Below are 13,844 nucleotides of genomic sequence, written 5' to 3' on the forward strand. Positions count from 1 at the left end.
AGGGAATTCTTTATGTTCCGCCTGCAGGCGGGGCGGCTGTTTCTTAAATCTTTTTCCTTCGGAAAGAACGTATTTCTGCTCTTTTTGCCAGTTTTGATAGTTAGAGCGGAAGCTCTTTACCTTGCCAAAAGCAGAAGCAATGGCACTTCGGCGGAAGTAGGACGGAAACTTGTAAAAACGCTCGTTAAACTCTTTGTATTTCGGAAGAGGGTTTGATTTGGTTGCGTGAATCAGTTTTTCCACTGCCGGCACAATCGACTTTGTTGTCAGGCGTTCAGTATCATCAAATTCTTTATCAATCACCTGAATGATAAAGGAAAGGGCATCATTGTAAATATCTAGCGTATTATTGAAGATTTCGGTCTGGTTTGTAATTTTGTGCAGTAACGACTTCGCAACTTTCATTCTCAAACCCTACTTTCCATTTTTTGGTTATTATGATATGTTGATCGTAACAAAAATAAAAACAGTTGTAAAACGAAAGGAGGTTTAGAATGATCGAATATAATAGGAATAGACATGCCCGATACAAACTAACGTATCATTTAGTTGTGGTTACAAGATATCGAAAAAAATGTATTTCTGAAAGCATCATGAAACGTCTAAGAGAGATTACAGACAGCCTCTTCGAAAAATGGAACTGCCGGGTAATTGAAATGAACGGCGAAGAGGATCATATACATATTCTGTTTGATGCCCCTCCTCAGATTAACTTAGCGAATACCATTAACAGCTATAAAACCGTCACATCACGGTATATAAGAAAGGAGTTCTCTGAGGAACTCTCTCCGTTTTATTGGAAACCTTATTTTTGGAGCCGTAGCTATATGATTTTAACGACAGGTGGAGCAACAATCGATATGACAAAAAAATATATAGAAGACCAGGGAGAGTGAAGACCTTAGCGCCTAACGCCCACTAAATCGGAGATTTTGAAGGGGAATGCGGCGCTAATTTTTTGTTCAAAAAAACACGCACTCAATAACTGGGCGTGTTTTTCTCATATTCATCTGTAAGACGCAATCATTCAATACAAATACCAAATGAATGTCCCACCTATTAATAAATAAATACTGGTTGTTATAAAGACTAGCCTTAAACCCTGTTTGTTTCCATTTATTTCTAAATTTTCATACTCTTTATAGGTGATTTCACCTTTTGCAAATCTTAATCCATTGGGGTTCGGTTCAATACTATACTGGTTTCCATCACTGTCTTCTAAAATGACTTCAGTAATTAAGGCTGTACCATTACCCAAAGTATCTTTATAATCATTTACATTTGAACTTTGTTCATGAAATTCTAACCTTCTACTGCCTAAAAAATTTGCTCCTACGAATTTGTAAATAGATTTCTTTTGAATTTGTTCAGCCATTTCTAAAGCTTGTTGCTCAAATACATTATTAGAAAAACACACATTTATCACCTCTCTATACTTTATTTTGGAGGAGCATAATTGGTGTTAATCATGCTTTTATGCCAGTAGAGCCTACAAAAGGTTATACATCATGCACTTCATATAACATCTATATTCCTTTCTAAAATCCTGTCCACAGTCCGTGTACTGTTGACACAAGCTCTGCTGCACCGATAATTATTACCCTTTATAATGTTTACTCACTTTTTATACCATTTCCGTTGTCTGCGATTGCATCCCAGGTGTCTCCCCCGTTATTACTTTGATAAATATTATTTTCACTGGTTGAATACGTAATAACATTATTGTCTTTAGGATTTACAGCAATAAAGGAAATAAATTCTCCTTCATTTGAAGATGGAATAGGTAATTCTTTTGGTTCAAGAGATTTCAAATCTAAAATAGTTAATTTTGCTTTTTCACCCATAGAACCTACCAGTATCTTTTCGTTGAACGTGTAAGTAAGTGCAGAGACAGGCTCTTTAGAAGCCTGATTAAAGATATTCCCATTGTCAGTAGACAGAAAAGCACCTTTATCTGTGCCGAGCGCAAGCATTTTTTCATTCTCGGGGTGAACTGCTATGGCCGATGCAGATCCTGTAACATTTTCCGCGTTGCTACTATTCCAACTTTTCGCCTCATCCGTAGAAAAATAAAGACCCGCCGACTCCATAACGGAGTTAGGCTGCGGGTTCATGATATAAATGGCTTTTGAATTATAGCCTGCAGCCATCCCATGAAAATCGATTTCTCCATACAGAGCCAGTGGCTCGATTTTAGAACCGAAATTATCACTTTTCACTACACCAAAGGGGTTTTTCAAATCACTGCCCTGGGCAGGATGGCCGCTGCTAAAAAAGCCGTCATTCGTCATAGAAAAACCCATATAATCGTTTGGCTCATTTTCAGAATTTCTCCAAGAGCCTTTTTCGTATATTCTCAACCCATCATGAGCCGGTATCACTAAGCTGTTTCCATCACCTGTGTAGCCCATTCCATGAATATGATCAAAACTGACCGCCTCACCTGTGCTTCTATTTAGATAGAATATACCTGCTACACTCGCTGCTATGATAGCCGAGAGAATGCCAATCATAATCATTGGACTTTTTTTCGATTTATTTGACTTTTTTGCCATATTGATCCCCTTCTATTCTTGCTGCTTTAAATTTATTTCTTCTGTAAACAATCATACCAATTCCTAGCCCAATTAATCCAATTGATACCATCTGGGCAACTCTTAAAATATCAAATAGCATCAAACTATCCGTCCTCATTCCTTCAATAAAAAACCGGCCGATGGAGTAAAGGACAAGATACGTAAAGAAAATTTCACCTTGGATGAGACTTTTTCTTCTTAAATACATCAACACTCCAAAAATAATTATACTCCATACCGATTCATATAAAAATGTTGGATGATAGTATTGTCCATCAATATACATCTGATTAATAATAACGTCGGGTAAATATAATTGCTCCAAAAAGGTTCGAGAGACTTCTCTCCCATGAGCTTCCTGGTTCATAAAATTTCCCCATCTTCCAATTGCTTGTCCTAGAATAAGACTGGGTGCTGCAATATCCGCTAATTTTAAAAACGGAATCTTTCTTTTCTTTGCAAAGAGATAAGCAGCGATCACCGATCCTAACAGTGCTCCGTGTATAGCAATACCGCCTTCCCATATGGCGACAATTTGTTCGGGATTCTGTGAATAGTATTCCCACTCAAACATCACATAATAAAGTCTTGCTGTAATAAGTGCTGTAGGTAAAGCAATAAAAAGTAAATCGCTAAATGTATCCTTTGGGAGTCCTTGCTTGACAGATTCTCTGGTAGCCAGCCATAAACCAAGTAAAATGCCAGTCATGATAATGATTCCATACCAATAAACCGTTATAGATCCAATTTGAAAAGCAACCCGGTCCAACACCTCAACTGTTTCCATGTTCCATATACGCCTCCTAACACCATCTGTTTTGTATCATTATAAGTATTAAATGTGGATTTTCTAAGGAGAAGCCGTCAAAAAAAATGGTGGAGATAAAATGAGTTCTTTATATTTCGTGATCTTCTAATTATCCACCTTGATTTTCATCATAAATTTATAGTAGCAGTTATCTTTTTATTATTTATTTTTAGGCTTATCTTTTTTTAAAACTGCACACTTTCTACAAAATCTCCTGCTAGAATGAATGCTTCGACAGTATCAACTACCAGAGGTGGAGTGAAAAAAATGTGTGGGTTTGTAGGGATATTTTCCGATTTAGAACACAATGATTCTTTGAGAACTCAAAATAAAATTGAAGATATGAATAATATGATCATCCATAGAGGTCCTGATGATTCTGGTTATTATTCTGATCAACATGTACAGCTTGGATTCAGAAGGTTAAGTATTATTGATCTAGAGGCTGGCCATCAGCCTTTATCTTATGAAAATGAGCGTTATTGGATTGTATTTAACGGCGAAATTTATAACTATCTAGAACTTAGAAGTCAATTAGAATCAGAGGGATACCATTTTAACACTCATTCGGATACAGAAGTATTAATTGCTCTTTACAGTGCACGAAATGAAAAAATGGTGAATGAATTAAGAGGAATGTTTGCATTTTTAATATGGGACAAGCAGACAAAGAGATTATTTGGTGCCCGTGATCCGTTTGGTATCAAGCCTTTTTATTACACGGAACAAAAAGACAAAACTTTTTTTGCTTCCGAAAGAAAGAGCATTGCCTTGGCTGTTAATGAAGCAGAAATTAAGCCTGAGTCCCTCCAACATTATTTAACTTTTCAATATGTACCGGAACCGTCTACAATGACGCAAGACATTAAAAAACTTCAGCCTGGGCATTCATTTATCAAAATATCAGGTCAGCCAATGAAAATTCAGCGTTACTGGCAGCCAACATTTAAACCTGTACAGACAGATGAAGCCAAAATGGCGAAAGAAATACAAGATGTTTTATTGGACTCAGTAAATATTCATATGAGAAGTGATGTACCAGTCGGCTCCTTCCTTTCAGGCGGAATCGATTCAAGCTTTATTGTTTCACTAGCTAAACAAATTAATCCAAAAATCAAAACATTTTCTGTCGGTTTTGAGAGTCAAGGATACAGTGAAGTTGATGTTGCCAAAGAAACAGCAGCAGCATTAGATTTAGAGAATATTGATTATACTATTAGTCCGAAAGAATTTATTGAAGAATTGCCCAAAATTATTTGGCATATGGATGACCCATTGGCCGACCCTGCAGCTGTTCCTTTGTATTTTGTTGCCCGAGAAGCAAAAAAACAAGTAAAGGTTGTTTTATCAGGTGAGGGAGCCGATGAATTATTCGGTGGTTATAATATTTACCGGGAGTCAATCGACCTTCAAGGATTTGACACTATTCCTGATCCGATTAAAAAGGTTCTTAAGAACTTGGTTAAAATTGTACCAGAAGGTGTAAAAGGGAAAAGTTTAATTGAAAGGGGATGTACTCCGCTCGAAGAACGGTATATAGGGAACGCTAAAATTTTTGAAGAGTCTGAAAAAAGAAGTATTCTTCGAAAAGTGAATCCGCATTTGCGTTATAGAGATGTAACATCACCTTTTTATAAAGAAGCTGTAAATTACGACAAAGCTTTAAAAATGCAGCATATTGATATTCATACATGGTTACGTGGAGATATCTTGTTAAAAGCTGACAAAATGACCATGGCAAATTCCTTAGAGCTGCGAGTTCCTTTCCTAGATCGGAAAGTATTTGAAGTGGCTGCAAAAATTCCAACAGAGCTTAAGCTAGCGAACAAAACAACGAAATATATTTTAAGAAAAGCTGCTGAAGGTATTGTGCCTGAACATATATTACAAAGAAAGAAGCTTGGATTTCCAGTTCCTATTCGTTTGTGGCTTAAAGATGAAATTTATGACTGGACTGTTGATCTTATTAAAACCAGCAATGTAGATCACCTAATCAATAAAGAAGCGGTACTCTCACTGCTTGCCGATCATTGTGCTAACAAAAAAGACAACAGCCGAAAACTGTGGACTGTTATCATCTTTATGCTGTGGTACAAGATTTATATTGAAAAAGAATACGACTTTTCTTCAAATCTTCAAGAAAAAGAAACAGTTTTACAGAAATAAAATTTTATACAAAAAGGTGATCAATGCTAGCATTGATCACCTTTTGCTTTATAGTTAGATCCCCAAAATATCTGATGTTATAAACCAACCATACTTATTTTAAACTAATAGCTTGTTTCCCCATTTGTTCCCATGCTGCAATAAATTTTTTCTTATCAGCTTTGCTGTTTTTGATATTTGTTAGTGGATCGTTAAAATAAATGTATTTCTCATCGAAACCTGTCACTAAAACAGAATGCTCTTTATAGGTCATTCTAATAGGTCCTTCAGGTGTATCCCATGTTTCAAATTGAGAGTCTTCTAGCACATCAAAGGTAACATTTGAAATAATCCAGACAGTCTTATCTGCCTTAATTTTATTAAGAACACTGTCAAAACTTTCTCCAGTCATATTGACGATCTTTCCCGGGAGATACCGTTCTGCCAAATGGAAAATCGGTTTATTGTAAACACCATATCCTGGATTTTTAAATGTATACATGTCCCCTACAAATCCAATATTAGGGTTACCAAAATGTATTTTTCCATTTTGATAGGTCATAGGGGTCGGGTCTTTTCTGACTTCTTTCGCTAACTCCATTTTATCCACTCTAACACCCGCATCTCCCAGAAACATTGCAAGGCTTGTTACCTCACAGCCTCGAGGCAGTTCCGGCAGCTGGCTAATTAAAGGAGCATCCAATAGTTTTTTGCTTACTTCTATTTCTCTTGCTGTCTGTTCAGGTACTACTATTCCTGCTTGTTCCTCCTTAATTTTTTCTTTGTTTTCTTCACTCTTAATGTTAGAAATAGCTTGTGCAATTTCTTCTTTATACAGATTAAAATTGTAAAAGAAAATGATCAAAAATAAAATTAAAGAAAACAATGAGTAAATAAAGAGAAATTTGGCAGTAAGTACAGATTTACTTTTCAGGTAAGACAAACCAAATATAATTGTTAAGATGCCTGTACTAAAAAGAAGAATAACTCCCATGATGATAACTCCTATAAATACACTACGGTGTCCATAATTCCAATCAAGATAAGAGTAACACCTGTAATTTTTTGTATAACACTTCCTATTTTTTTGCTTTTTGCTATGATTGTTTTATCTACTTCCAAGAACCAAATAACAAAGATAATGACTAAAAGAGGAAGAGTGGTTCCTACCGCAAAAATACCTGGAAGAATAAATCCATAGGGAACCGATACGGTCAGCGGCATTAGTGTAACAAAGAACAAAACAAACATGGTTGGGCAAAAACCTAATGAAAAACTAACCCCCATTAAAAATGACCCCATTTTCCCCTTAAATAATCGCGAAGGAATTTCCCAAAAAGCTACGCTTCCTCTGACTTTAATGAGCCCTGTTAAAAAAATTCCTGCTAAGATCAAGACTGGTCCAATCATTTTTCTAAACCAAGGGAAAAACAGCGTTAAAATCTGTTCAATTTGGCTGCCGACTAACCAGACTACAAAACCCAATCCACTGAAGATGACTACTTTCCCTAATAGAAATAAAAAGATATGCGGCCATGACACACCTTTCTGAAGAGACTTATTTCCATAAATCATGAGGGCACTTCCATTAGCCGTTAGTTGACAAGGCACTAGAGCCCCAACAAACCCTAAAATAAGGGCACCCAGAATCGTAGCATTTTCCATCTGATGGAACCAGTTTAAAAAAGGCTGTGTCAAATAGTTGCTAAAGGTATTAAGTAAAGTATACATTTTCTCTTGTCCCTCACTCGTATCTTTATCTTTTTACAGAACGGATATCATTCCTATTCTAAAGCGAAAATATGTAGAAATTATGGAAAACAGAAAATATCCAATTATCTAAGTTAAAATTAAAATAACAATAGTAGATTAAAAACTTCTTTTGTATAGTTGAAATATTGAGGAGCCTTTAAAAGGCCTTCAGTTAAGGGGTTATTGAGACAAAGAGGCGGAATAAGCTAATGAGTAACTCATCAAAAAAGGATTTAATGAAAAAGAACAATTTAGAGAAAACCGATTCGGAATTGACTACAGGTACACCACGCTGGGTGAAAGTTTTTGGCGGCCTAATTGTTATCCTAGTTTTATTGGCCATTATCATGATGCTCTTTGGAAAAGGTGAACATGGTCCGGGTCGTTACCTGAGTTTTGAGAATGTAAGCCAAACAGTTCCTGAAGTATATAAGGTACCACAGACATGATTATGACCCCTGGCCTCCGAAAATTCGCACTTACTTTACATGTCATTTTCTCAGTCGGTTGGCTTGGTGCGGTCATTAGCTTCCTTGCTCTGGTTATCACTGCCCTAATCACTGAAGACGCTCAAACAGTGGTTGCTATCTGGATAGCGATGGAGTCGATTGGCTGGTTTGCCATTGTTCCCTTAGCTCTTGCTTCGCTGCTAACTGGACTTATAATGTCAATGGGCACCCCGTGGGGATTGTTTCAGCACTATTGGGTGCTTTTCAAATTCTTCCTAGCTATCTTTGCTACTATTATTTTGCTTTTAAATATGGGGACAGTGAGTGACTTGGCAAACATATCAGCAGAATCAGGAAGTATCGAGCTGGCCGGTATGCAGGGTGAACTTATTCATGCGGGAGGCGGACTTCTGGTTTTCTTGTAATAACGATACTGTCGATATACAAACCACGCGGCATGACCCGGTACGGGCTTCGTAAACAACGCCAGCAACGTAATAAACTGGCACAACGATAAATGAAGTACTTAAATAACAGAGTGAAAAGTTTCTCATATTTTCTCCAGTAAGTAAGAAATAAGAAGCCGCATTTATTAGTAAAATGCGGCTTAATTATGCATATTTGATTTAAATACATTCTTTAAAGAACCTTTAGGCTGCCTACCATCCCCGACTCTTTATGTCCAGGTATTGTACAGTAAAATTCAAACGTGCCATTTTCTAACGGCTTAAAGATAATAGATGATTGCTCACCAGGTTGAGCGTGTATGTGAACACCTTCTTCTTCTCCTGAATGGTGGCTTCCCGCTTCTATTAGTTCCGCATTCAATCCGTCGAGTTGAAGATCATGTTCAACTTGTCCTATATTATCAAAGCGTATGGTCACGGCTTGGTCTTTTTTTACGTTTATCTCAAGTGGAGAGTATGTGAAATCATCTGCATTAATTTCTATCGTGTTGATAACCGTTTCTCTTTGGTCAGTTTTTTCTTCCGTTTTTTCTTCTGTTTTATGATTTTCATGTGAGGCTGTTTCGTTTAAAGTACTGGAAAAACTGACTGGGCCACTCATATTAAAAAAGTAAAAGAACACACCCATTGTTATACTCATTAGAATAGGATTTTTAAACCCTTTTTTCCACAATGCTTCCTTCTCTGCTGCTCTCTCGCCTATTAAGAGATAAAGAACGATCAAATTAAACAAGAACTCTAATAAAAATAAGATTATAATTGTGGTCTCGATATAAGTACCTGAAACCATTACGCCTAACATAGCACCCATCATTCCACCCATTAACCCAGATAACATGCCTTCTAAAGCCGTAAGAAGGTTTAATGGGCTTCCTATAATCATTCCTGCTAAAAAGCCAAGACCGCCGCCGGTAACCGTTGACCAAAAGAGGTCCCCTTGAAAATATGCGCCTAAAATAGTGCCTCCAAGCAGCCCAATCAACATTCCCAGCGTCATAGCTGTCATCATGCCAACCATAGGTGGTATTTCTTTTTTATGCTTTACAATATAAACAAAAGTAAGAAAATAAAAAACCAAGACATTTCCTGTTAAAATTACCGAGGATAAAGACATCTTAGGCCTCCTTTAAAGGTGAATTTTCTACATTATATGTGTACAACCCCTTGTATAGTCAGTTCTTAAAAACATTGCAGAAATGCATACTTTTCAGTCCTCTTTTCTCTAGTACCCTAGCAAGAACGTTATTTCATGACATTTTTTCCATTAAAATAAAATAATGGATTTATTTATTTTATTAAGATCGTTTTTACAGTACCTTTACATATATTTAACCCTCACTTTAATTACACTTTATATATAAGTTATATAAATATATTAATAGTTAAATTAAAAATTGAAGTGAGGTTGCAACTATGAAAAAACGTTCAGCAGGAATCGCTGCTTTGTCTGTCGCAGCAATGGCAGCATTTACTTTCGGTACTACATCTAACTTAGATGTAAAAGCTGATAGTGAATCAAACAATAGAAAAGCTAAAAACGTTATTTTTATTAACGGTGATGGCATGGGGGCTGCCCAGCGTGAAGCAATTCGCCTTGCTACCGTTGGAAAATATGGTCAGCTTGCTATGGATGATATGCCTCATGTAGGGATGGTTAATACAAGTTCCGCAAATGCCCTTGTTACAGATTCTGCTGCTGCAGGTACAGCATTCGCTACAGGAGTAAAAACGAATAATGGTACAATTGGTGTCGATACAAATGGAAAGCCAGTTAAGTCTTCATTAGAAGTGGCAAAGGATGCAGGAAAGGCAACTGGGCTGGTAACTACTGCTCAAGTGACTGACGCTACTCCAGCTGCTTTTGGCGCGCATGTTGTTAATCGAAACGCACAGAGTGATATTGCTAAACAATATATTGAAAATAGTAAGATTGATGTGATTCTCGGCGGTGGAGAAGATTATTGGTTCCCGGCAGGAAATCCTGGTTCACACCCTGATAACCCAACTGAGGATACGAGCGAAGCTAGCAAAGGGACAAATGGAAACCTAGTTGAGCAAGCTAAAAATTCAGGTTACACGTACGTGACAAATGTAGAGGAAATGAAGAGTGCAAAAGGGGAAAAACTGTTAGGTTTATTTGCTAATGAAGAGATGTTTCAGCAAAAGCCGGAGGGACAAGGTGATCTCTATAACCCTCCAGTCTCCTTAGCAGATATGACTCAAAAAGCAATTGACACCTTATCTGAGGACAAAAACGGCTTCTTTTTAGTGGTTGAAGAAGAAGCGATTGACGAAATGCCTCATAATAATAATGGCGAACTTACTCTTAAGGCAGGAAAAGAGTTAGATAATGCTGTTGCTGTTGCAAAAGAATATGCAAAAAAACACCCTGATACTCTTGTTATAGTTGCCGGCGACCACGAAACGGGAGGCCTTACCATTGAGGATGCAGGTAACAAGGATGAATCTGGTGATGCGATCTCTAAAGAAGATGGACCGTTTAACATTGCTAATTCTAATGAACAATTTGTGATGGATTGGACTACAACTAACCATACTTCTACACCGACACCTCTTACTGCAATGGGACCTGGTGCAGAGCTCTTAGCAGGCGTTTATGAGAATACTTATCTTCATGATGCTATGATCAAAGCTATGAATCTGACAAAAAAAGATACAGACTCAAACAAATAAGAAATGACATAAAAAAGTTGAGGAATTGACCTTCCTCAACTTTTTTCTTTGAAAATAGATATGACTAGCGCAAGAAGAGATAAGTAAACCGACCTTTCTTATCCCTTTCTTATGTTGAAATCAGTCATTAGAGAATTTCACGACAGGCTATCATAAACAGCGATTACAAGTGCTAGATAAGCAATAGCCGCAAACGCCCAATTTCTCACCATACCATCACACCCTTATAATTTTACTTTTTGTAATCGTAGTGCATTAAGGACAACAGACACAGAACTGAATGCCATTGCAGCGCCGGCAAGCCAAGGTGCTAGGAATCCAAGGGCTGCAATCGGAATGCCTAATGTGTTATAGCCGAATGCCCAGAACAAGTTTTGTTTTACGTTGCGGATTGTCATTTTGCTCATAAAGATGGCATCCGCAATACTATTAAGATCCCCGCGGATTAAGGTGATATCAGCTGCTTCCATTGCGACATCTGTACCTGTTCCAATCGCCATACCGATATCAGCCATTGCAAGCGCAGGAGCATCATTGATACCGTCTCCGACCATGGCCACTTTTTTACCCTGGGCCTGCAGTTTTTTCACTTCTTCCGCTTTTCCTTCAGGAAGAACTTCTGCAATCACATGGTCGATACCGACTTGACTCGCAATTGATGCTGCGGTCTGCTTGTTATCCCCTGTAATCATAATGACTTCAAGGCCCATATCTTTCAAGCGGGCTATCGCAGCTTTAGAGGTCTCTTTAATGGTATCCGCAACTGCGATAATCCCTGCATACTGATTATCAATTGCGACCAGCATAGCAGTTTTACCTGCTTTCTCCATTTCTTCCATTGTTTTATTAGCATCCATAATTGAGACATTATACTGTTCCATCAGTTTACGTGTTCCAATGAGCAGTTCTTTTCCTTCAACCACTGCTTTAATACCATAACCAGGAATAGCTTCAAATTGGGCTACGTCTTTTAATGAAATGCCTTTTTCCTTAATTCCTTGAACAATTGCCTGAGCCAGTGGGTGTTCCGACTGCTTTTCAGCTGATCCCACTAATGCAAGAAATTCTTCTTGGCTAATGGAGTGATCAACTAAAACATCCGTTAGTACTGGTTCTCCATTTGTAACTGTTCCAGTTTTATCCAGAATAACGGTTGTAATGCGGTGCGTTGTTTCAAGGTGCTCCCCGCCTTTAAAGAGGACACCATATTCTGCAGCACGCCCTGATCCTGCCATAATGGATGTTGGTGTTGCCAGACCCAACGCACACGGACAAGCAATAACAAGGACCGCAATCAGCTTTTCAAGGGCACTTGCAAAGTTCCCGGGATCCACCCAGACAAACCAGATTAAAAATGTAACAAACGCGATCCCAACTACAATAGGAACGAAAATCCCTGAGATTTGGTCGGCCAAGCGTTGAATCGGGGCTTTCGAGCCTTGAGCTTCTTCAACCACTTTAATAATCTGCGCGAGCGCTGTATCTTTCCCAACCTTCGTTGCCTTAATTTTCAAAAATCCATTTTTATTGATCGTTGCCCCAATGACTTCATCACCGGACCGTTTATCTACCGGGACACTTTCTCCTGTCAGCATCGATTCGTCAATGGCAGACTGCCCTTCTACAATAACCCCATCTACTGGGATTTTCTCTCCTGGTTTCACATGGAGAATATCTCCAACTAAGACTTCCTCCAGTGAAATTTCGATTTCTTTTCCATCTCTTTCTACGATAGCTGTTTTTGCCTGCAGTCCCATTAGTTTTTTTATAGCTTCAGAAGAACGCCCTTTTGCTTTTACTTCAAATAATTTCCCTAAAAGAATAAGCGTGATTAAAATTGAACTTGTTTCAAAATAAAGCTCAACCATATGAGCGTTTTGCCCGATTGATTCAAAAGTTAAGTATACGCTGTAGAAGTAAGCAGCTGATGTTCCAAGAGCGACAAGCACATCCATATTGGCGCTTTTATTTTTTAATGCTTTATAGGCACCAACGTAGAACTGTTTTCCAATGATAAATTGAACGGGCGTAGCTAGTGCAAGTTGCACCCATGCGTTCATGAACATTTCCGGTACGTATAGACCGGAAGTAAATTCAAAATGTCCAACCATTGCCCATAAAAGCGGCAATGAGAGAATGGCTGAAAAAATAAACTTCCCTGTCTGACGCTCAATTTCTTTCTGCCGGTGGTCAATGCTCTCCTGGCCACTTTCGTCACTCTTTATAGCGGCACCATATCCGAGTGACTCGACTTTTTTGATAACTTCCATTTGTGAAAGAGCGGAAGGATTATATTCAACAGTCGCTCGCTCAAGAGCCAAGTTTACATTTGCGTTTGTAACACCTTCTAGTTTATTTAATCCTTTTTCAATACGTGTAGCACAAGCTGCACATGTCATTCCTGTGATGTCAAACTCTTTCTTTTCTGTAACGACTCCGTACCCAAGATCCTCGATTTTCTTTTGGATCGCTTCTTCATTGGTTTTTGCAGGGTCGTATTTGATTTGGGATTTCTCTAATGCTAAATTGACGGATGCATTTTCTACGCCTTCAAGCTTATTTAATCCTTTCTCGATCCGCACAGCGCAGGCTGCACATGTCATACCAGAAATCTGTAAGCTTGTTTCTTTTGCGTTCTCACTCATGTTTCTCACTCCTTATACCCACACGGGGTATGTTTATTTCAAAAAAGAACGTGCTATTAGTTAGCACGTTTCTTATGTTTTTATACTACGTCATATCCTTGATCATCAATTGTTTCTTTGATTTTCTCGATAGAAACCTGAGTTGTATCATATTCAACATCTACTTTATTTTCCTGCAGATTAACTTGTACAGAACTGACACCTTCTAATTTACCTACACTGCCTTCAATTGCCTTAACACAGTGACCGCATGACATTCCTTGTACATTCAATGTTGTTTTTTCCATTTTTATTTCTCCCTTCAATTA

General features: G+C 38.0%; 13 protein-coding genes and 1 pseudogene. 5 read left to right on the plus strand and 9 right to left on the minus strand.

From position 1 onward, the window contains the following. Positions 1-405, minus strand: a pseudogene (locus VP97_RS14295) (RNA-guided endonuclease TnpB family protein); the annotation flags it as partial. An 89-nt stretch (positions 406-494) separates the two neighbouring features. On the opposite strand from VP97_RS14295, the gene tnpA reads away from it, so the two are divergent. Then, positions 495-896, plus strand: a complete 402-nt coding sequence (gene tnpA, locus VP97_RS14300; protein WP_050182594.1) for an IS200/IS605 family transposase — start codon at positions 495-497, stop codon at positions 894-896. A gap of 131 nt (positions 897-1,027) precedes the next feature. Here the strand turns inward: tnpA and VP97_RS14305 are convergent, their stop codons facing one another. The 3 genes from VP97_RS14305 to lgt all read right to left on the minus strand — a co-directional run bounded on the left by VP97_RS14305 (position 1,028) and on the right by lgt (position 3,363). Continuing rightward, a complete protein-coding gene (locus VP97_RS14305; RefSeq protein ID WP_050182595.1) occupies positions 1,028-1,417 on the minus strand; it encodes a hypothetical protein in 390 nt (129 codons plus the stop codon). Between the two features lie 196 nt (positions 1,418-1,613). Then, positions 1,614-2,555, minus strand: a complete 942-nt coding sequence (locus VP97_RS14310; RefSeq protein ID WP_050182596.1) for a F510_1955 family glycosylhydrolase — start codon at positions 2,553-2,555, stop codon at positions 1,614-1,616. After that, positions 2,536-3,363, minus strand: a complete 828-nt coding sequence (lgt, locus tag VP97_RS14315; RefSeq protein ID WP_050182597.1) for a prolipoprotein diacylglyceryl transferase — start codon at positions 3,361-3,363, stop codon at positions 2,536-2,538. The genes VP97_RS14310 and lgt overlap by 20 nt, the downstream gene beginning before the upstream one ends. Positions 3,364-3,651: 288 nt before the next feature. Between lgt and asnB the strand changes: the two genes are divergently transcribed. After that, on the plus strand, positions 3,652-5,550 hold the full coding sequence (gene asnB, locus VP97_RS14320) for an asparagine synthase (glutamine-hydrolyzing) (protein ID WP_050182598.1): 1,899 nt from the start codon (positions 3,652-3,654) through the stop codon (positions 5,548-5,550). 94 nt (positions 5,551-5,644) lie between these two features. Here the strand turns inward: asnB and VP97_RS14325 are convergent, their stop codons facing one another. Both VP97_RS14325 and VP97_RS14330 read right to left on the minus strand, forming a co-directional pair. Continuing rightward, a complete protein-coding gene (locus VP97_RS14325; RefSeq protein ID WP_082220365.1) occupies positions 5,645-6,523 on the minus strand; it encodes a C39 family peptidase in 879 nt (292 codons plus the stop codon). Between the two features lie 11 nt (positions 6,524-6,534). Beyond that, a complete protein-coding gene (locus tag VP97_RS14330; protein WP_050182600.1) occupies positions 6,535-7,260 on the minus strand; it encodes an urease accessory protein UreH domain-containing protein in 726 nt (241 codons plus the stop codon). 230 nt (positions 7,261-7,490) lie between these two features. Here VP97_RS14330 and VP97_RS14335 point away from each other — a divergent pair, with 230 nt between their 5' ends. After that, positions 7,491-7,730 (plus strand): hypothetical protein, encoded by a 240-nt coding sequence (locus VP97_RS14335; RefSeq protein ID WP_050182601.1) that lies wholly within the window; start codon positions 7,491-7,493, stop codon positions 7,728-7,730. Beyond that, entirely contained in the window at positions 7,727-8,155 is a 429-nt protein-coding gene (locus tag VP97_RS14340; RefSeq protein WP_245629900.1) for a DUF2269 domain-containing protein, read from the plus strand. The genes VP97_RS14335 and VP97_RS14340 overlap by 4 nt, the downstream gene beginning before the upstream one ends. Before the next feature lie 214 nt (positions 8,156-8,369). On the opposite strand, the gene VP97_RS14345 is transcribed toward VP97_RS14340, so the two are convergent. Continuing rightward, positions 8,370-9,311 carry a cupredoxin domain-containing protein gene (locus VP97_RS14345; protein WP_050182602.1) on the minus strand — a complete coding sequence of 314 codons (942 nt, stop codon included), beginning with the start codon at positions 9,309-9,311 and terminating at the stop codon, positions 8,370-8,372. Positions 9,312-9,610: 299 nt separating this feature from the next. Between VP97_RS14345 and VP97_RS14350 the strand changes: the two genes are divergently transcribed. Then, complete coding sequence (locus VP97_RS14350) at positions 9,611-10,891, plus strand: alkaline phosphatase (protein WP_050182603.1); 1,281 nt, start codon at positions 9,611-9,613, stop codon at positions 10,889-10,891. 224 nt (positions 10,892-11,115) lie between these two features. Here the strand turns inward: VP97_RS14350 and VP97_RS14355 are convergent, their stop codons facing one another. Beyond that, complete coding sequence (locus VP97_RS14355; RefSeq protein WP_050182604.1) at positions 11,116-13,536, minus strand: heavy metal translocating P-type ATPase; 2,421 nt, start codon at positions 13,534-13,536, stop codon at positions 11,116-11,118. A gap of 80 nt (positions 13,537-13,616) precedes the next feature. Further along, a complete protein-coding gene (copZ, locus tag VP97_RS14360; RefSeq protein WP_050182605.1) occupies positions 13,617-13,823 on the minus strand; it encodes a copper chaperone CopZ in 207 nt (68 codons plus the stop codon). Between the last annotated feature and the right edge of the window lie 21 nt (positions 13,824-13,844).

Origin of the sequence: Domibacillus robiginosus, assembly GCF_000966195.1 — a bacterium.
GTDB classification, from domain to species: domain Bacteria; phylum Bacillota; class Bacilli; order Bacillales; family Domibacillaceae; genus Domibacillus; species Domibacillus robiginosus.